The sequence below is a fragment of the Mycoplasmopsis gallopavonis genome (assembly GCF_900660635.1).
Lineage (GTDB): Bacteria > Bacillota_I > Bacilli_A > Mycoplasmatales > Metamycoplasmataceae > Mycoplasmopsis > Mycoplasmopsis gallopavonis.
Window position 1 is genome coordinate 430,590 of record NZ_LR215031.1, and the last position, 20,029, is coordinate 450,618.

At 25.2% G+C, this 20,029-nt stretch carries 22 protein-coding genes and 1 rRNA gene; 5 read left to right on the forward strand and 18 right to left on the reverse strand.

Translation table 4 applies throughout. The annotated features are described in order from the left end of the window. Positions 1–5 precede the first annotated feature (5 nt). The 4 genes from EXC53_RS01715 to dcm form a co-directional block, all read right to left on the reverse strand. On the reverse strand, positions 6–329 hold the full coding sequence (locus tag EXC53_RS01715) for a hypothetical protein (protein ID WP_119572255.1): 324 nt from the start codon (positions 327–329) through the stop codon (positions 6–8). A gap of 3 nt (positions 330–332) precedes the next feature. Then, a complete protein-coding gene (locus EXC53_RS01720; RefSeq protein ID WP_119572254.1) occupies positions 333–641 on the reverse strand; it encodes an MMB_0454 family protein in 309 nt (102 codons plus the stop codon). After that, on the reverse strand, positions 641–1,204 hold the full coding sequence (gene efp / locus EXC53_RS01725) for an elongation factor P (RefSeq protein WP_119572253.1): 564 nt from the start codon (positions 1,202–1,204) through the stop codon (positions 641–643). The genes EXC53_RS01720 and efp overlap by 1 nt, the downstream gene beginning before the upstream one ends. Positions 1,205–1,303: 99 nt before the next feature. Then, a complete protein-coding gene (dcm, locus tag EXC53_RS01730; protein ID WP_223214504.1) occupies positions 1,304–2,470 on the reverse strand; it encodes a DNA (cytosine-5-)-methyltransferase in 1,167 nt (388 codons plus the stop codon). 94 nt (positions 2,471–2,564) lie between these two features. Here dcm and EXC53_RS01735 point away from each other — a divergent pair, with 94 nt between their 5' ends. Then, positions 2,565–3,485, forward strand: coding sequence for a type II restriction endonuclease (locus EXC53_RS01735; protein WP_129724604.1), 921 nt, complete (start codon positions 2,565–2,567; stop codon positions 3,483–3,485). Positions 3,486–3,517: 32 nt separating this feature from the next. Here the strand turns inward: EXC53_RS01735 and EXC53_RS01740 are convergent, their stop codons facing one another. From EXC53_RS01740 to EXC53_RS01750, 3 genes are all read right to left on the reverse strand, one after another. After that, positions 3,518–4,411: a hypothetical protein gene (locus EXC53_RS01740; protein WP_119572251.1), complete on the reverse strand. Its 894-nt coding sequence runs from the start codon at positions 4,409–4,411 to the stop codon at positions 3,518–3,520. Between the two features lie 154 nt (positions 4,412–4,565). Continuing rightward, positions 4,566–4,898 carry a hypothetical protein gene (locus EXC53_RS01745; RefSeq protein ID WP_129724606.1) on the reverse strand — a complete coding sequence of 111 codons (333 nt, stop codon included), beginning with the start codon at positions 4,896–4,898 and terminating at the stop codon, positions 4,566–4,568. A 321-nt stretch (positions 4,899–5,219) separates the two neighbouring features. Continuing rightward, the gene (locus EXC53_RS01750; RefSeq protein WP_119572249.1) at positions 5,220–5,531 is read right to left on the reverse strand and encodes a hypothetical protein; all 312 of its coding nucleotides are present in this window, start codon (positions 5,529–5,531) and stop codon (positions 5,220–5,222) included. Between the two features lie 63 nt (positions 5,532–5,594). Here EXC53_RS01750 and EXC53_RS01755 point away from each other — a divergent pair, with 63 nt between their 5' ends. Then, positions 5,595–6,869: an IS3 family transposase gene (locus tag EXC53_RS01755; RefSeq protein WP_129724608.1), complete on the forward strand. Its 1,275-nt coding sequence runs from the start codon at positions 5,595–5,597 to the stop codon at positions 6,867–6,869. A 74-nt stretch (positions 6,870–6,943) separates the two neighbouring features. Here the strand turns inward: EXC53_RS01755 and EXC53_RS04190 are convergent, their stop codons facing one another. The 8 genes from EXC53_RS04190 to EXC53_RS01795 form a co-directional block, all read right to left on the reverse strand. Beyond that, positions 6,944–7,870: a hypothetical protein gene (locus EXC53_RS04190; protein WP_119572287.1), complete on the reverse strand. Its 927-nt coding sequence runs from the start codon at positions 7,868–7,870 to the stop codon at positions 6,944–6,946. 78 nt (positions 7,871–7,948) lie between these two features. Then, positions 7,949–9,457 (reverse strand): 2,3-bisphosphoglycerate-independent phosphoglycerate mutase, encoded by a 1,509-nt coding sequence (gpmI, locus tag EXC53_RS01765; protein WP_119572288.1) that lies wholly within the window; start codon positions 9,455–9,457, stop codon positions 7,949–7,951. 97 nt (positions 9,458–9,554) lie between these two features. Then, positions 9,555–10,991 carry an ECF transporter S component family protein gene (locus tag EXC53_RS01770; protein WP_129724612.1) on the reverse strand — a complete coding sequence of 479 codons (1,437 nt, stop codon included), beginning with the start codon at positions 10,989–10,991 and terminating at the stop codon, positions 9,555–9,557. 88 nt (positions 10,992–11,079) lie between these two features. Then, positions 11,080–11,502: a hypothetical protein gene (locus EXC53_RS01775; RefSeq protein ID WP_119572290.1), complete on the reverse strand. Its 423-nt coding sequence runs from the start codon at positions 11,500–11,502 to the stop codon at positions 11,080–11,082. A gap of 91 nt (positions 11,503–11,593) precedes the next feature. Beyond that, the gene (locus EXC53_RS01780; RefSeq protein WP_129724511.1) at positions 11,594–12,808 is read right to left on the reverse strand and encodes an IS3 family transposase; all 1,215 of its coding nucleotides are present in this window, start codon (positions 12,806–12,808) and stop codon (positions 11,594–11,596) included. A 62-nt stretch (positions 12,809–12,870) separates the two neighbouring features. Continuing rightward, a complete protein-coding gene (locus EXC53_RS01785) occupies positions 12,871–13,176 on the reverse strand; it encodes a thioredoxin family protein (RefSeq protein ID WP_119572361.1) in 306 nt (101 codons plus the stop codon). Between the two features lie 113 nt (positions 13,177–13,289). Then, positions 13,290–13,395, reverse strand: a 5S ribosomal RNA gene (gene rrf / locus EXC53_RS01790). A gap of 137 nt (positions 13,396–13,532) precedes the next feature. Further along, entirely contained in the window at positions 13,533–14,792 is a 1,260-nt protein-coding gene (locus EXC53_RS01795) for a DDE-type integrase/transposase/recombinase (protein ID WP_129724539.1), read from the reverse strand. Positions 14,793–14,828: 36 nt separating this feature from the next. Here EXC53_RS01795 and EXC53_RS01800 point away from each other — a divergent pair, with 36 nt between their 5' ends. Continuing rightward, positions 14,829–16,103, forward strand: coding sequence for an IS3 family transposase (locus tag EXC53_RS01800; protein ID WP_129724537.1), 1,275 nt, complete (start codon positions 14,829–14,831; stop codon positions 16,101–16,103). Positions 16,104–16,188: 85 nt separating this feature from the next. Here the strand turns inward: EXC53_RS01800 and EXC53_RS04195 are convergent, their stop codons facing one another. Continuing rightward, positions 16,189–16,359, reverse strand: coding sequence for a hypothetical protein (locus EXC53_RS04195; protein WP_165260990.1), 171 nt, complete (start codon positions 16,357–16,359; stop codon positions 16,189–16,191). 209 nt (positions 16,360–16,568) lie between these two features. Here EXC53_RS04195 and EXC53_RS01805 point away from each other — a divergent pair, with 209 nt between their 5' ends. Beyond that, positions 16,569–17,021, forward strand: a complete 453-nt coding sequence (locus tag EXC53_RS01805; protein WP_129724614.1) for an Mbov_0400 family ICE element protein — start codon at positions 16,569–16,571, stop codon at positions 17,019–17,021. A 2-nt stretch (positions 17,022–17,023) separates the two neighbouring features. After that, a complete protein-coding gene (locus tag EXC53_RS01810; RefSeq protein ID WP_129724616.1) occupies positions 17,024–17,314 on the forward strand; it encodes a hypothetical protein in 291 nt (96 codons plus the stop codon). Positions 17,315–17,363: 49 nt separating this feature from the next. Here the strand turns inward: EXC53_RS01810 and lepB are convergent, their stop codons facing one another. Next, on the reverse strand, positions 17,364–17,831 hold the full coding sequence (lepB, locus tag EXC53_RS01815; RefSeq protein WP_129724618.1) for a signal peptidase I: 468 nt from the start codon (positions 17,829–17,831) through the stop codon (positions 17,364–17,366). Further along, positions 17,797–20,022 carry an ABC transporter ATP-binding protein/permease gene (locus tag EXC53_RS01820; RefSeq protein WP_129724621.1) on the reverse strand — a complete coding sequence of 742 codons (2,226 nt, stop codon included), beginning with the start codon at positions 20,020–20,022 and terminating at the stop codon, positions 17,797–17,799. The genes lepB and EXC53_RS01820 overlap by 35 nt, the downstream gene beginning before the upstream one ends. Positions 20,023–20,029 lie beyond the last annotated feature (7 nt).

The following is a 20,029-nucleotide window of genomic DNA, read 5'->3' on the forward strand; positions in this document are numbered from 1 at the left end:
CCTGATTAATTAATTTTAATAACTAAAATGATTGCTGCAATTAATAATAATCCTAAAAGACAAATCCCATATGGTAAAAAAGAACGTATTCAAATATCGTTTCTTACTTTGGTATATTGTTTGCGATTTGCCTCCAAGTCTTTATTTGCAATCTTGGCTGTTTCTAATTCATGAATAAGTAATTCAAAATGACGAATAAATTCTTGCTTAGTAGCTTTTTTCATTAAGAATAATTTATTTTTACGTAATTTTGCTAAATCTTTTTTTACTTCCTTTAAAAAGATTTGACGAAAAACACTTGGATCAATTTGGATTTCTTTACGTTTCATAATTTAATAAAAATCAAGAATATTGAGTTGAATATTATTAGGTTTAGCATCAATTAAGTTTTTAATTGCTGATTCAAGTTGGTTAGTTAATTGTTTTAAAAGTTCAAAAGGATTGTCTTGATCTTTTTTAGGTAATTTGATATCTAAGCAAACTTCTAAATTAGTGTGATTCTCGTTTATTTTAATTTGAGGTTTATTTATTAATTTGATTTTTTTGATAATTTTCAGAACATTGTTTATTGTATCTTGAATAGCGTTTTCTTGAACAATATAAGTTTGATCAGAATTATAATTTACATTGATTCAACTCATTATTTATTTGATTTTCCAGCGTATTTACCAGTTTCGGTTGAAACTAAAATGACATCACCTTCTTTAATGAACATTGGTGTTTCAAGTTCATAACCTGTTTCAACTTGAACTTTCTTTTGTGGGTTGTTTGCTGTATTTCCTTTAACTGCATCAGGTGCGACTGTTACAAGAAGTTCAACATTACCAGGCAACTCAACATCTAAGACTTCTCCTTCAAATGAACGAATTTGCACTTCTCTACCTTCTTTTAAAAAGTTTAATTCTCATTCAACAGAAGTTACAGCAATTTCAACTTGTTCGTATGTTTCGTTATCCATTAAAACAATGTTTTCACCATCGTTGTATAAGTAGTTCATTTTTCTTTTTTCGATGTGAGCAGGTTTAACTTTGTCTCCACCTGTATATGACTTGATAGTTGTAGAACCTGTTCTAAGGTTTTTTACTTTGGCTTTAACATTAGCTTGTCCACGCCCTTGTTTTGAGTGTTGTGCTTCAAGAACAACAAAAATATCACCTTCATCTTGGAATGTAATTCCAGGTTTAAATTCATTAACATTAATCATTTTGTACTCCTTAAATTTTTGGTTTATTACTAGCTTTAGATTATATTTTTTAAATTATACTAATTTTTCTTGTTTTTATATTGAATAACATTTATTCAATTATTTTTCTAAGACTTTAAAAATTTGCTTAGCAATTTCATGAATAACTGGCACAGCAACAGAATTTCCAAATTGTTTATAACTTTGGGTATCACTAACAGGAATTATATATTCTTCTGGAAATCCTTGTAATCTAGCAGCTTCACGAGGAGTGATTTTTCGTGGATTTAATTTTTCTTGTTCAATTAAAATTTCACTCCCATCTTTATAATAACGTGCTGAAATTGTATTGGTATATGGACTGTTTTGATTAAAAAGAGTATAACCAAATCCGTTTCCTTTGTTTTTGTGTTTAGATTTTCTTTGTTGATGACCCATTCATAATTTGTCTGAAATTGTATATTTTGGATTAACATTTTTTTCTAAAATATGTCCTAAAGTCACTTTTTTGTTTAGAGGTTTAGGAAATAAAAAAGAGTGATATTCTTTTACAAGTTCTTTATGAAAACCAACGATATAAATTCTTTCACGATTTTGAGGTACTCCAAAATCTCTTGCTTTCAAAACTGTAGAATAAACTTCATAATTTAATTCTTTTAGAGTTTTTTCAATAACTTTGAAAGTTTTACCTTTATCGTGATTCCTTAAATTCTTAACATTTTCTAACAAAAAAGCTTTTGGTTGCTTGAATTTTAAAATTCTAGCTATTTCAAAAAATAGAGTTCCACGTGTATCTTCAAAACCTAATTTTTTACCAGCTTGACTAAATGCTTGGCATGGGAAACCTGCAACTAAAATGTCATGATTAGGAATTTCTTTTTCATGAATTTTTGAAATATCACCAAAAGGGACTTCTCCAAAATTTGCACGATAAGTTTTGATTGCGAATTTATCGATTTCGCTTGAAAAAACAAAGTTAGATTTACCAGTTAAATGAAAACCAAGTCTTGTCCCCCCGATTCCCGCAAAAAGGTCGATAACTTTATATTTTCTATGAGCACAATTTGGAAATGGTGTTTTTTCAGGAAAATCTAAAATTTGCTTCAATTCTAATTTTGAAGGTGATGACTCTCCGTTTTCTCATCTCCTAATTGTTCTTTCCCCAAATTTGCTCATTCCCAAAGCATCGGACATTTCTTTTTGCGTCATTTGTAATCTTTCTCTTTTCTTCTTAATTAGAGTTCTGATTTCTAAAAGGTTATTTTCATTATCTGCTATAATCGACATATAGAAATTCTCCTATTTTTTATTTTTGAGTTAATAAGAGGACTTTTAGTCCTATGTTTAACACTATTATACTATTATTAAGGAAACTAATTTGATGAAAACTATTTCTATTGAAAAATACCAAAAATTAATTAAAGATCTTCGTAAAGATTTTTTTAAACAACCTACAATTTTAATTTATGAACTTTTTCAAAAATTAAAATATCATGAAAAGGATTCTGCTTTCTTTGAAAATAATGCTAGTCAAATTGTTGAAAATTTGAGAAAATCTTCATGAGAACATTTTTACCCAAAAGAAAAAGAATTTACAACAAAAATGTTAAAAATGTTAATCGATCTTCAAACAATTAAAAATTTATCAAATTTGGAATCTATTGTGTGATTTATCGAAAATTTCCCTGAACATATTTATGCTTTAACTTTATCTAATACCCAAAGTAGAAGAAGTAGGGCAGGAAAAGAATTTGAAGCAATTATAGAACTAATATTAATTGGAGCAGGTGTATATTTAGACACGCAAGGTAATGTTGGTAAGAGTGAATTTATTCAAAAAGGACTAGGAAAAATGGTTGATATAGTTTCGCCGAGTGTTGTGGAGTATCAAATAAATAAATGGAATGCAGTTTTAATCAGTGCTAAAACAACATTAAGAGAAAGATGACAAGAAGTTCCTGAAGAAATGCAAAGAACAGGAGCTAATACTATGTTTTTGGTTACTTTAGATCCTAATATTAGTGATGATGTTTTAAGAACTCTTTATGAAACGAATATCCGAATTGTTACGACTAAGCAAAATCAACTAACAAATTACAAAAATAAAGAAATAGTAATATCTTTTGAACAATTAATTCAAATTTGTAAAGAAAATAATGCTAAATGAAATTCTTTTAAATATAGCGAAATTCAAAAAGAACAAATATTAGAATCCTTAAAAAAACAAATAAATAAGTATCAAGATCAAGAGTTCATCAAAAAATATTATCAAAAAAGAGCTAAAAAGATGAATATAAAATAAAAGCTGAGCTTAGCTCAGCTTTTATTTGTTAACTATTTTTGAAGGTAATTAATTAATTTTTTAGAATTTAGATGATTATAAAGATTTGTAATATTTTTTGGATCATCATTTGAAAGATATCAAAGCATTCAAGTTGTATCTATTAATTCTTTTTTGAGTGGTGATATTAAAAATGATACTGTCAATTCAGTGCTTTTTACTAGGTAGTCTCTTCTTTTTAATGTTAGGTCATAACCCAATTGTAAAATTATTGAACCCAAAGAAAAAGCAAATAGTATAAAAGGGATGAAAAGGTAATTAAATTCGTGCAAATCAATCCCAAATCAAAGGTAAGGTGTTTCTGCAAATTTTGACACAAAACCTATACAAATACCGATGGTAAATAAAAATGTTCCAAAAAAGACAAATAAATTACTAATAATTAACATTTTATTAATATTTTTTTGAGCTTGTATTTCCATTTTGTTGTTTAATTCTAAATTTGAAAATTCTATAAATTCAGGTTGATCAGTTTCTTTGCTCTTGATACCTGATTGCATATCTTTAAATAAATCTTTTAAATTTTTAACTTTAAAAAATTCTTTTTTAATTAATTTATAAAAGAAAAGTCCAAAAATACTTAAAAAAATAAGACCAAGAACAACAAAAGCTATTCTGATTCATATCATTTCTTTTGCATTAATAAAATTATTTAATGATAAACCTAAAGCTATTAAAGCACCACTTAGTATCAAAATTAATTTCAGCAAATTTGTGTATTTTAAAAATCTTTGATAAAAAACAATTGAAACACTTGGTGAAAATGATAATAAGCTAGACATATTAAATTCTTGTTTTCATCTTTTTTTCTCTTCTTTTGTTTGTGGTTTTATTAATTCACCTTGTTCATTTTTTGGTCAATTTATTTCATTTATTTGAAATTTCATGTTTATCCTTTCTTAATCATTGTCTTTTTAAAAACAAATTAGATTAAGCTACTATTGTTAAATCTAAAATTTATTATTTTTCTATTTCGTAATAATTATAGTTAATTAATCGTTTTTATTTTTCAAATCTTAATAAAAAAGATTTTAAAAATAATTAATTTCCAGTTTTTTTATCATTAGTTTGAAAATTGGGGTTTTTATTTTTTTCCTCTAATTTTTCAAGAAGAAAATGCAATTTTATAAGGTTTTGATTGCTAGGATAACATAAGAAATACATTTTATATCTTTGTATATTGTAAAAAAATGTGTTTTCTTCTTCTTCTTCTTTTGAAACTCTTAATGTTATTTGATCGTTTGGATTCTTTTTATTTCACTTTTGAACTGAATCTTCAGATTCAAATGAAATAAAAGCTGCTCAAAGAGAACTAAAAAATAGACCTACAATGTATATACTATAAATACACAAAGAACAGCCCAAATAAGTCAAATTAAATTAACTTTGCCGATTATTTTTAAACTAAAAAATGTATCTCCTAATGATATTAAAAAATAATATATAATCGACCAAGGCATTGAAATAAAGAAAAAGCTGCAAATTCATCAAAAACGAAAAAACTTAAAAACTGTCCTTATACCTTCTTCTCATTCTTTTTCTAATTTTGTGATAATTTCTTGTTTTTGATTAATGATATTTTCGAAATTTTTAGGAATTTCAAAATCAAATTCTAATGCATATCCATTTCCGGAAAACTTTATTCTTTCGATTTTTAAAAATTTTGAATTTAAAGATATTTTTCTTCAATACTCACTAAATAAAAAAAAGAATAACGGAAGTTATTACGAAAGCCAATCTTATAAAAATAGTTATTTTAAAATTAAAGAAGTCACCCATAAAAAATGCAGATCCTAGCAAAATTCCAATAAAAATCTGATTAATTACATAAATATTTAAGTAAAATTTTGCATTTTTTATTGCTATTGTAGAAATATATTTGTAATATTTTTTTGTTCCAAATTTTTCTTTTCAAAGTCTTTTTTCTTCTTTGGAAGAAGGTTTAATAAATTCACCTTCTTGATTTTTAGGTCATTTTTCTTCTTCGATTTCTCAAGTTCAGTCCATGTTTATTTCCTTTTTTTAAAATTATAAATTAAAAAACTAGCATTGTAAACTAGGACACGAAATATGGACACAACCATATTTCGTGTTTTTATATATTTAGGAGGTATTATGAGACAATTAAAGGCACATGAATGATTAGAACTATTCGGTAGTTATGAAGATTACAAAAATAATTTGATATCAAAAAATGATTTTGAACTTAAATATTATTCAATCAGAGGTTTTAGTTTTTTTGATAGAAAATTCAATGAGGCTAAAAAATATTTTGTCTTTAAGTATAACAGATATAATTTAGGAATGATAAATATAGAATCGCAAACAGGTAAATCATCTAAAAAAGGTAAAGGGTCAGGCAGACCAAAAAGGCAAAAAATTACTCCTATTGAAATTGTAAAAAAGGAATGAGAAAAAATGCCTAAGGAACAATTGATTGAAATTTTAGAAATTTATAAAGACTCTTTTGATAGAAATAATATTGAAGTTGATATTTCTAAAATTAAGAAATCTTCACTTTCTACAAGAAAATTGGGCCTATGCTTTAATAAATCTAAGTCAACAATTCACAATCTAAAAACTAAAGAGCAGCAAACAAGAAAAAAATCTGTAAATACTAAATATGATGAATTAATAATTAAGTCATTTAAGAAAAATAAGGGTTTGTTTGGTAGAAAAAGATTGGAAAGTTATATTAGAACAAAATTCCAAATAGATCTAAATTATAGGACTATTGGTAGAGCGATGAGAAGATTAAACTTATTTTGTTTAATCAGAAGAAAGAAAATAGATAGAGAACAAAAGAACACAAACGTAAAATTTATAGATCTTGTTAATCGTGATTATCACGGAGAGACAAACCAAATAATTGCCACTGATGTTACTTATATTTCTGCACCAAAAGATTGCTTAAACAATTTTGTATTTTTATCTGTTGCGATTGATCACAAAAGCAAATTTGTTGTTAATTATAATCTTTCAAAAAGAAATGATTTAGAACTAGTAATGGAACATATGTCTAAAATCAAAATGGATAAAAAATGAATAGCTCATTCTGATCATGGTTTCCAATATTCTTCAAAAACTTATGTAGATTTAATTCAGAAAAACAATGGTGTTGTATCAATGGGTAGAGTAGGAAATTCTTTAGATAATAGAGAAGCAGAATATTTCTTTTCAATTTTAAAATCAGAATGTTTAAAATTAATCGATATTACAAAAATAAATTTTAATGAATTAAAATCACTGATTGATGATTTTGTGTTTTGATACAACAACGAAAGAATTCAATCAGTATTAAATTGAAAAACACCTCAAGAGTGTTGAGGTGTTTTAGTAAATTAAACTTTTTGTCCACTTTTCGTGTCCCAGTTTATTGCTAGTTTTATTGTTTATTAATATTTAATATAAAATCTTTCTTATTTCTTTTGGATTTGAGAAATTATTTGATCATTTTTGATTTCTTCTTGTTCTAACATAAATTGGAGTTTTAGGAAATTTTCATCACTTGGATAACATAAGAAATACATTTTATATCTTTCAAGATCCGATTCTTCAAGTTGATCTTTTTCTTTTTTTAATGAAAATAAATTTTCTACAAGATTTTTATCGAATTTTTTGCTTAAATAATCTTTTCATTCCTCGATATCTTTTGTGGATGCTAATGTGTTTAGTTTGACTCTAAAAATACCAAAAACAATAATGAAAGGTAAAGATAAAAAGGGTATTAAAACAGGAGCTATAAGCCAAATCAAAGTAATTTTTCCTGATACTTTTGCAGAATAAAATGTGTCACCATATGAAAGTAAAAAATAATTAGGAGCAGCAAAGAGAACAACTGATAATAAAAAAGATAATATCCAAAAGAATCTATGAATGACAAAAAAATCACGGACCCATTCATTTCACTCTTTTTCTATTTTTTCGATTATTTCTTCTTTTGAGAAAACCCATTTTTTAATATCTGTTTTTTCTATTTCGAATTGCAAATCATATCAACTGCAAGATCACTTTACCCAGTCTACTTTTAAAAATTTTTGTTTTATAGAATAAGCTTTTCATCTTTGAGCTAACCAATAGATAAATATTGCTAAGCAAAATAAAAGTGCTCTAATGAATATGGTAATTTTAAAATGGTACAAATCAGTCATAAAAATTGATGTTCCAAGAACTAAACCTAGTAAGAATTGGATAGCAATATAAATGTAAAAATAAAATCTTGTCCTATTAATAGCGATTATTGATATATTTTTATAATATTTTCTTGTTCCAAATTTTTCTTTTCAAAGTCTTTTTTCTTCTTTGGAAGAAGGTTTGATAAAATCTCCATTTTCTTTTTTGGTCAATTAATTTGTTCTTTTTGTGACGCTCATTCCATATTTTAATTCCTTTAACTTAATTATAAATTAAAAAAACTAGCATTGCTAGTTTTTAATGAGAAGTGACTCTTCATCCATTTGAACTGGTTTTTCTAAACCAATGTAATCTAAGATTGTTGGAGCAATATTTGCTAATTTTCCATCTTTTAATTTAAGACTTTTATCTGTTGTAATTAGCATAACTGGACTACTTGTATGTTTTGTAGCAGGTTTTCCGTTTTCATCTTCTGTAATTTCTGCATTTCCATGATCAGCTGTAATAAATACAGTAACATCATTTTGTTCTGCTCAATCAACAATTCTTTTAATTTGTGTATCTAAAAATGTTACAGCCTCAATTGTTGATTTTAAGTTTCCTGTGTGACCAACCATGTCAGGGTTTGCAAAGTTCATAATTGTCACATCATAATTTAATGCGTTAGCTAAAAGAGCGTCTGTAATTCCTTCTGCTGACATATGTGGTGCATCTGCGTATGATTCTACTTTTAATGAATCAACCATAATTCTTTTTGAGTTTTTAAACTCAATGTCGTTTCCACCGTCCATAAAGTAAGTTACGTGAGCATATTTTTGTGTTTCAGCAACTCTTAATTGACTTTTACCAGCTAATTCTAAAACTCTACCGATCGGCATTGAAACTTCCATTTCATCAAATGCAACAATTGTATCGATTCCTTCGTATTTCATCATTGATACGAATTTATTGATTGCAACAGGATGATTTGCTTTTTCTGTATAAAGTGGTGATCCAATAAATAAGTGTGTAAGTTGTCTTGTACGATCTGGTCTGAAGTTAAAGAAGATAATGCTATCGTTATTTTTAACAAATTGATTTGCATCTAAATTAGCATTAATTGCAGGTACAAAGAATTCATCTGTAATGTTTTGTGAGTATTCAAAATCAACATATTCACTTGCTGAATTGAATTTAACATCTGAATGTCCTAAAATTGCTTCGTAAGCTTTTTCAACTCTATCAAACATTTTATCACGGTCCATTGCGTAAAATCTTCCAGCAATTGAAGCAATGTTATAACCATATTTTGCACAAAGTTCTTCTAATTTTTGAATTGATGGTTTAATAGAAGCAGGAGCAACATCTCTTCCGTCACCAAAAACGTGAACAAAAACGTTTTTAACTCCTTGCTCGTGAGCGGCTTCGATTAATTCGAAAAGGTGAGCTTCAAGTGAGTGAACACCCCCTGGTGATAAAAGACCCATTAAGTGAAGTGTGCTTCCATTTTCTTTTACATCATTAAAAGCCTCCATAAAAGATTTGTTTGATCTAAATGTACCATCATTTAAAGCTTTTTTGATTAATGATAAACCTGTATACACAATTGTACCAGCACCAATATTTAAGTGACCAACTTCTGAGTTTCCCATTTGTCCTTGTGGTAAACCTACAAATTCACCAGAAGCTTGGATTAAGCTATTTGGGTATTCTTTGAATAATTTATCAAAAGTAGGAGTATTTGCTAATGCAAATCCATTTCCTTGTGTTTCTTTTCTAAGACCTAAACCGTCGATTACGATTAAAATAGTTTTTTTCATTTAATTATTCTCCATATTGTTTCATTTATTAATTTAATTGATACTTATAATGTTATTTCTTATTATAATAATTTTTAAAAAATCATTGTGAATATTTTTAGTATTTTGCAAAAAGATTTTGGTCAAAATATCTTCGTTTTAAGAACTGCATTGCAGGAAGAAGTGCAACTAGTAAAGTTACATAAACTGGAATTGCAATGAAAGATTTTAAAACAATCGGAATCATTAAACCAAAATATCAATCTAAATCTGTTAAGTAGCTTTTTGAGCGTAATTTACCAATGTATAGTGAATATTTGATTCAAACATATGGCCCTCATAATCAACGACTGATTACAATAACAACAAAAATTAAAGCAAAAATGAAAATGAAATTAGCAATTTTATCTAATTTTAGCTTATTAGCATTTTTACTTTTAACTTTCGCAATATAGTAGGCACTAAGAATGACAAGTGATAGAGCGATTAATCAGTAAATGAATACTAAAGCGATTCCAACTACAACAGGTAATTTTTTAATTTCAAATATTTTTGAAATTTTAAATTCTGTCGCATCTCCTTGTAAGGTAGATAAGCGGTAGTAAAAAATAAAAATTAAAGTTGCAAAAGCTAAAATCATCAATAAGTTTGATCAAACAACTGTCATTATTTTATTTCTTTTGTAAAAATCAAAAGCAAATGCAGAAATTAAAACAATAATTAAAGGAACTATTGCATATCCTCAATATCAAAATGCAATTTTACCTGAAATAATTAGTGATAAAGCATCAGAAATAAATGCTAAAACAATTCCTTTAATATAACGAAATAAAAATGCATAAACAATTGCGAAAACATATTCAAAATTAATACTTAAAAAACGTAAGAAAGTATATTTAGTTAAAAGCGTCAAAATGACAAAAAGAGCAAGTAAAATTCCACTTAAAGCAATATCGTTAATTGTGATTTTAATGTGTTTTTTATAAAACTCATTAAGTTTAGAATTTTTATTTAATTGAAAATGATGATTTCAATTGTAGAGTTTTTCCTCGCTAATCTTATCTTCTAAGCTAACAGATAAGTTGGGAATCATTAATTTAATTTTATAAATTAATGCAAAAACTGAGCTAAAAGTAAAAAAGATAATTATTTTTGAATTAAATCCATCATTAATCAGTTTTTGATCGTTTAAGTTATTTTTAAAATAAAGAAAATCATAAATTCTTGTTCATAGTAATAAAGATAGTGAAATTGTTGCACTTAAAATAAAAATAATGCTTAAAATCAAGGAAGTTTGCCATTCTGAATTTTTTTCTGTAATGAGCTTAGTTAATTTCAAGATTTCTTTAGAGTTAGTGCTTGTTTTTTTAAGTTCTTGCAAACTACTGATTTCATTACTTAATGTTTTAAAATTTGTTTGGTTAAAAATTCAAATTGTTAAACCAAGAAATAAAACAAAAAGTAGTAAAAAAAACAAAGCAAGAAAAAATCTTTGTCAGGTTTGAGTTACAAAGTATTTTTTAAGGTAATCTGATTTCTTAATAAAAATTTTCATATATTAATTATATGTAATAGTTAATTTTTTATGATATAAAAAAGATTTAAAAAACTAAGATGTAGTTTCTTAGTTTTCTTATTTTGAGCTAAAGCGGCAAATTTGAATCAATTTGAATAATTTTCATGAATGAGTTTTTATCAATTATTTCTTGTTTGATTTTTTCGAGAATTTCAAGTTGAATTTTAGGATTAGATAAAGTGTTTTCGCTTTCATTTCCTAATTTTTTACTATTAGATATAAAGATTTCTTGATTAATTTTAAAGAGATTTTTAAAATTAATATAAAACTTACTTTGAGTTTTCTTGTTAAAAATTCAAATTCCTGCTTTATTTTCAATATTTCTTTGTAAATCAGGATCCAATTCAACAAAAAAGATATCTTGATTAATTGAAAAAATTGGAAGACATAAATTTGAGTGAATTAAATTATTTTTGAGCATATCTTCACTTAGCTCTTGTTTAATTTGGTGAATTTTAAAAATTTGATTTGTATAAAGATTATTTTTCATAGTTAACTCCATTTAATAAATAATGAAAATTTAAAAATAAAACTAAAAACGAACAAAAAACACATCATAAAGTAAACTAGGACAGAAAAAATTAACAATTTATTAAATTGGATAGCTCCATACTATATTCGTATGGGGTTTTTCAATTCAAACATGATTGAATTCTAAATTTATTGTATCAATGAACATAATTAGATATCACTTTTTCTAGTTCACTCAAAGTCATAGCTTTGATATTTAAATCTCTAATTAATTCAGTTTTTAAATTTGAAAATCAATATTCCACAACTCTATTATCTAAACTATTTCCTACTTTTGAAAGTGAAATTATTCCACCTTTATTTTGAATAAAACGAGAAAAATCATCAGATGTATAAGTTGAGCAATGATCTGAATGTAGTATAAAACTTTTTTCAAAATCAACATTTTCAAATGTTTTGTAAATTAATTTTGAATCATTAAATTTGGAAAGAGAAAAACTAATTATTTCTTTAGTTTTATGTTTAATCACTACTGAAAGATAAACATTATTGTTTATCGCATCTTTTGTCGCTGGGAGATATGTTACATCAGTAGCATATATATTTCTGTTATATACATCGTTATAATCTCTATTCACAATGTTTTCTTTTATGACAGATGTGTTCTTTACTTCTTTTAATTTTTTTCTTTTTCTGATATTGCAAAATAAACCTAAGGCATTCATATATCTTCCTAGAGTTCTTTCGTTTATGTCTATTTTATAGTGCTTTAAGATAAAATATTTTAATTTTTGTCTACCATATTTAGATCTATTTTGTTTAAATGAATCAATAATCAAGTCTTGGTACTTTATTTTTCTGGATTTAATTCTAGGAGCAAAATTATTTCTTTTATGTTTGGATATTGTTTGTCTACAAAGATACAACAAAATAGCAAGTTTATACGAAGCCATATTAATATTTGATGCCTCTTGAACTTTCTCTGTTTTAAATTTATCTCTTGTAATTTCTCTATATCTTTTTGCAATTTCAATTAAATCTTCTCGTGTAAAAATGTCTCAATTTATATCTTGTTCTTTCACTTTTCTTGACCTACCACTTCCAGGCTTTCTTGGTTTTTTATTCATATTACAATTATAATGTTTTAATATTCCTCGTAATCTTGCTTTCACATATTTATCTTTTGCTTTTGCACCATATTTATACATAAGTTCAATTGCATACTTTTTGCCTAATTGAAAAAATGTATTATAAATTTCTTTTTCTTGTTCTTCTGTAAAATGTTTACCCATTTTTTCTCCTTTAAAAATATAAAAAATTAACATTCGAAGGAATGTTAATTTTTATTGTCCTAGTTTATAATTTGTGGATTTTTATTTTTTGTTTCTTATAAATAAGCTGCTAATTCTTCTTTTAAAGCTTCATAAGGTTTATAACCAAGTGATGTTTTAACAGGTTTTCCATCAAAATAAACAACCATATAAGGAATTGAACTAACATTATGTTCAATTGCAAGTTCTCTTTCATTATCAATATTTACTCTAAAAATTGAAACACCATCTTTTTCGCTAAGTTCTTCTAATGAACCCTTGAACATTCTACATGGCCCGCATCAATCTGCGTAAAACACAACCAATTGAAGACCTTTACCTAAATTTTCTAATAATTCTTTTTTAGTTACATCTTTTAACATTTTATCTCCTTGTAATTTAATTATAAAGTAAAAAGTTAATTTTTCAATAAAAAAAGATAAAAAAATGCACTTTTTAATTTAGTGCATTATTATTTTCAAAAAAAGAATAAAAAAAATAGCAGCTCCCTATTTTCACCTTTCGGCTATCGTCGGCACTAAAGGGCTTAACTACTGAGTTCGGAATGGATTCAGGTGATCCCCTTTGCTATAACCACTGATAATATGATACATTATTTTTTAAAAAAGTCCAAAAATTTTTTATTTATTTTTAAAAATTTTTTGATTTGACTAGTCATGTTTTTCCCTTCAAAAAAAAAAAAAAACATAAAATGAAAATATATATTAGGATAAATAAATTAGACACTTAACGTCGCATGTGTTAAAAAACCATGCGGCGTTTTTCAATTTAAATTTGATTGAGGTCTTTCGAAGTTATATCAAGAAAAATATTTAGATATGATCGAATTCACTTCGCTATCTAACATTTTATCAGTTTCATAAAAATCTAATAATTCTCTTTGAATTAATGCAAAAATAAATTCGGAAGGTCTATTTGCTAATGAATTACCTTTTGGAGACATTGATTGTTTAGTATTTACATTTTTTAAAAATTTAGAAAAGGCAAAATTTGCATATTCAATTCCGTGATCTGAATGAAAAATAGTAGGTTTGATTTGATGTTTATCAAGAGTATCTTGAACAAGCTTTATAGTAGATGCAGAATCTCTTATATCCGATAAAGTTCAATTTAAAACAGTGTTACTAAAAGTTTCGGTGATAACATGAAGAAATCTCATTCCTTCTTTTGTTTTAATAAATTTAATATCTGCATGTAATTTTTCACCAAAATAATTTGATTTAAAATTTCCTTGAACTAAATCTGATGCTCAGATTCTAGAGAATTTTACCTCTTTGTTTTTCTTTGATTTTTTCTTTTGATATGCTCTTGATTTATATTGATTAAATTCATAATTTAGTCTAAATAAATATGAAGAAATTCTTTTTTGGTGCGTTAATAAGTATTTTTGATAAAGTTTATCTCTTCCTATAACAAAATTAGAATTTTTAGCTTCTAAATTAATTCAATTAATTAATTCATGATCAATATATTTCTTTTTGTCAATTTTTTCTTTCTTAGAATAAGAGTAATAAAAAGAAGTTCGATTTAATTTCAAAACTAATGAAATTTTTGAAATATTTCTAAATTGTTTACTTTTTTCTTCTTTTCTTTTTCTAATTTTTTCAAAAATTTCTTGTTGTTTTATTCCTCTTTCTTCCAAAATTTCTTCCATAATATCCTGATAAAGATCTCTATCTTCCTCACACAATTCATTGATGCTAACTCTTTTTCTTCTTCCTGAGTTAGGTTTTTTACTTTTACCTGATTTACTTTCTAAATTATTCATGTTAGAATTATATATTTTTATCCAACTCTTTAATAAAGCTTTCGCTCTTCTATAAGGATTTTCATGCTTACCCTCTTTTCTTTGTTTTATGATTTGATATCTTTCTCAAAAATCTTCAACAAAAGTTATAATCGCTATTTCAAAACCTTCTTTTTGGTAAATGTGGATATATTTTAATTTTTGTTCTTTTGTAAATTGTTTTAAACGCATAAAAAAGACACACTCCTTTAAACTAGGACACGAAATATGGACACAACCATATTTCGTGTTTTTATATATTTAGGAGGTATTATGAGACAATTAAAGGCACATGAATGATTAGAACTATTCGGTAGTTATGAAGATTACAAAAATAATTTGATATCAAAAAATGATTTTGAACTTAAATATTATTCAATCAGAGGTTTTAGTTTTTTTGATAGAAAATTCAATGAGGCTAAAAAATATTTTGTCTTCAAGTATAACAGATATAATTTAGGAATGATAAATATAGAATCGCAAACAGGTAAATCATCTAAAAAAGGTAAAGGGTCAGGTAGACCAAAAAGGCAAAAAATTACTCCTATTGAAATTGTAAAAAAGGAATGAGAAAAAATGCCTAAGGAACAATTGATTGAAATTTTAGAAATTTATAAAGACTCTTTTGATAGAAATAATATTGAAGTTGATATTTCTAAAATTAAGAAATCTTCACTTTCTACAAGAAAATTGGGCCTATGCTTTAATAAATCTAAGTCAACAATTCACAATCTAAAAACTAAAGAGCAGCAAACAAGAAAAAAATCTGTAAATACTAAATATGATGAATTAATAATTAAGTCATTTAAGAAAAATAAGGGTTTGTTTGGTAGAAAAAGATTGGAAAGTTATATTAGAACAAAATTCCAAATAGATCTAAATTATAGGACTATTGGTAGAGCGATGAGAAGATTAAACTTATTTTGTTTAATCAGAAGAAAGAAAATAGATAGAGAACAAAAGAACACAAACGTAAAATTTATAGATCTTGTTAATCGTGATTATCACGGAGAGACAAACCAAATAATTGCCACTGATGTTACTTATATTTCTGCACCAAAAGATTGCTTAAACAATTTTGTATTTTTATCTGTTGCGATTGATCACAAAAGCAAATTTGTTGTTAATTATAATCTTTCAAAAAGAAATGATTTAGAACTAGTAATGGAACATATGTCTAAAATCAAAATGGATAAAAAATGAATAGCTCATTCTGATCATGGTTTCCAATATTCTTCAAAAACTTATGTAGATTTAATTCAGAAAAACAATGGTGTTGTATCAATGGGTAGAGTAGGAAATTCTTTAGATAATAGAGAAGCAGAATATTTCTTTTCAATTTTAAAATCAGAATGTTTAAAATTAATCGATATTACAAAAATAACTTTTAATGAATTAAAATCACTGATTGATGATTTTGTGTTTTGATACAACAACGAAAGAATTCAATCAGTATTAAATTGAAAAACACCTCAAGAGTGTTGAGGTGTTTTAGTAAATTAAACTTTTTGTCCACTTTTCGTGTCCCAGTTTACTTTCTTTTTGGAATGTGTCTAATTTTTTTATCCTGATTTACTTTTGATGCTCGCTATTTTAAATTTAATTTGCTTTTTCTTTCTTCGATCATTTCTAAAATATCTTCTGGTGTAATTCCTCTTATTGCTAGTATTTCTTCCATAATATCTTGATAAAGTTCTCTATCTTCTTTGCATAATTCATTGATACTTACTCTTTTTTTTACATTTTTTCTTAATTGCATAAAATACCTCTTGCTTTTTGTATTATTTGAATTTTTAATTTTCTTAAATTTATTATATCTTTTTTAATACCTTGTGTAAGAAAAATGAAAAACTATGATTTTTAAACAAACTTTACAATCTTAATGCGAATCTATCTAAAATATGAAAATTTGATTGTAAAAAATCAAAAAAGTTAATTTTCATTAATAAAAAAGAATAAAATAAAAATATGTCAGATAAAGAATTTAAATTATACACTTGTCGTGCAAAAAAAGGAATAGAAGTAGAATCATTTTTTTATGATATAAATGGTAAAGAATTCGAAAGCCAAAAAGGAAAAGGTCTTAGACCTTTAGTAATATTTGAATGCCAAGAACGAATATTCTTTTTGACTTTTAGAAGTCAAAATAATAGAAAAGGATACGTTTCAGAAATACTTTTTAAGATAAAAAATTCAAAAAATTTAGACAATGATTCTTATTTGGAATGCAAAAATATTCACATTATGGAAAGAAAAAAATTTTTTCAAATTTTTGACGAATCTTCTAAAGAAGAATTAACTGAAGAATTAATTGAAGAATTAATTGGAGTGAATGAGAAAGGAGAAGTAGAGAAAATCCCAATTACAGAACCCATTATAGAACCAATAAAAGAAAGAATGAGAAAGAAAAAATGTAAATAATTATGATTAAGAACTTAGAATGTATTGAATTAAATATAAACATAATAGATTATGATAAAGAAATTAAACAATCTTCTTTGATACAAGAAATAAAAGTGCTCAAAAATGATGTAAAACTTAAATACTTAAAATTTAATGACGTAAACTTAATATCAGCTATCAAAGAATTTAGTTTAGAATTCCATTTAAAGAATTTAGAAGACTTTATAGAAATCAAAGAAAAAGAACTTAAAGAAAAAGAACTTAAAAAAATTACGAAAAAAAACTCAGAAGACTGGGGAATGAGTCTCTAATAAAAAATACGCAATTTTTTGTTGCGTATTTTTATATAAAAAGAGAAAATTACAAAATAATACAGCTTTCTATTCTGCTCAGTTCGATTAACCCGAAATTTCTAGAATCATAACTAAAATTTAAATTTACACCTAAAACAAAAGCTTGTTTTTGAGGGATAATTAGTTCTAAATCGTCTCCAAAATCACCTTGAAATAAATGTGAAAGATCAATATTATTAACAAAAAGATGATTATTAGAAATAATAAGATGATCTCCTTCTTTTGCTACTAACATTTTAACTAAATAAAGATCATTTTCTTTAAAAATTATAAAATCACCTTTTTTATAATTTGATTTTTTAATTGCTAGTTTTATAGCACCATTTTTAAGCAACGGTTCCATAGACTGACCTTTAATTTTGATTATTGAGAAGAAAAAGAAAATCAAAAAAAGACATAAAATAAAAAAAGTCAAAAAGCTAAAGATTATTATTTTCTTCTTATTTTTCTTTCAATAGTTTGTTTGTGCTTGCATAAAATTTTTTGATTGAGACAATGAAAAAGACCAAGAACGAAACACCTGTAATACTTATTCAAAAAATAAATAAACTTAAAGAACTTAAAGCTCAATCAAATCTTAAAAGATATAAATTTTTAATTAATAATGTAAAAGTTAAATAAATAGGATACATTAAAGCAAACGCAATTCCAAATGAAATCACCGCTACAATAAAGAAAGCTGATAAATGATAAATTAAACTTTCTAATGAATTTAAACCTAAAAGTTTTAATAAAGCTATTTCTTTTGTTTTTGATTGAATAATCAAATAAGAAAAAATAAAGATCGAAATTAACGAAATTAATAAAACAGCAAAAGCAAAAATAAGTATTAATTTTGTGGTGTCACGACTATTACCTATAATAATTGAATTTAATGAAGCAAAATTAGTATAAATATCTAAATGTGATTCTTTTTTTGTTATTTCTGTTAAAGAAGATAAAGTTTTTTCTAAACTTTCAATATTATTAAAATACATTAAAAAACCACTTGGATAACCATTGATAAATTTATTATATGAATCTAATAATTTATCATATGTTTTTTGGTTAACTCGAATTTCTTCTAAATTACTTTCATTAGAAACATCGATATTTTTTAGATTAAGATCTAGCGAAAGTACAAAACGCATTTCTAATTTGTATTTAGAACCTTTATGTAAAGACTGAGAATTAAAGTTTACAATTGAAAACTCATTATCTGCTAAATTATTATCAATTTTTATGTTATAAAAAGTTTTTATAGAAACACCTTGCGAAATTTCATAATCATAATTAAACAAAGTTAATTGAAATAATGTAATTTTCTTAGCAAAGTCAGATGATATTTTTTTAGTGGTTTGATTGTTAGTTAAAACTTCAACATTTTGATGCTTTGAATTAGATTTGCTAGATAAAATATTTAAATTAGACTTTTTGAAAATTCCAACGATTCTAAGATCGCCGACTGTTTCTGTTCTAATAAGATTATTATTTTCTAAATTAAAACCATATTTATCAGCTGTTTCATTAGAAATTAAAACTTCATTAATCGTTAATGGTAATCTACCCATTAAATCCATTTTTGCTAATTTATTTTTTCAAAATGGTGAATCATTAATTTCTTTAAATTGAATTAGAAAAGAAGAATCTGACTCACTAAAACCAAAAATATTTTGATTAATTTTATAAGAAAAATATTGAGTAGCAGCTTCTTTTTGAAACTTATTTTTAATAAATTCTGTTTTTTCAAGATTTAAAAGTTGCCTAGAATGGTTATCACCAACCTTATTAGAAACTTCAATATAATCAGAGTCTGTTTGCTCAAAATATTTTTGAGAAACCACGGCTGAATTATTGTGTAAATTAAAAGTATTTGATAATAAGCTTGAACTAAATCCTATTAAGAAAATCATTAAAATAAATGAAATTCATTTTCTTTTAATTTCTTTTCAAGAAAAAGTTCATAAAGGTTTGTACTTTGCAAACGAAATTTTCTTGCGAGAATTTTTGTTTGGTTGCCAAATATCCTTTTTCAAATAACTAGGATTATTTTGAATCATCTTGTTATTTGCCAAGTCATAAATATAGTCTCCGTATTTCTCGGCAGCTTTAAGATCATGGGAAACTACAATTATAGTTTTAGATAATGATAAATCAGATAATATTTCAAAAATATTTTGACTATTTTGTGCATCTAAATTACCAGTAGGTTCATCAGCTAAAATGATTTGCGAATCACGTGTTAAAGATCTAGCTATTGCGATTCTTTGCTTTTCTCCTCCTGATAAATTTTTGACTTTTTCATTTTTATCCAAATTATCTAAATTTAACTTCTTTAAAATTGGATCAATTCCATTTTTATCAAATTGATGATTAATAAAATTAAGTGGAAAAGATAAATTTTCTTTGATCTTTAAATCTTCAAAAAGATTAAAGTCTTGAAAGATAAAATCCACAAAATTTTGTTTGAGCATCTCGTTAGGACTTAAAGTTTGGTCTTTGTGTTGATACTCTACTAAACCATCAAACTCTTTATCGACTCCACCTAAAATATTAAGCAAAGTAGATTTACCTTGACCTGAAGGTGAAATAATGAAAGTTATGGTTTTCTCTTTGATTTCAAAGTTCAAGTTATTAAAAACTTGTTTTTTGCCATATTTTTTAGATAAATTTTTTACTTGTAACATCAAAACC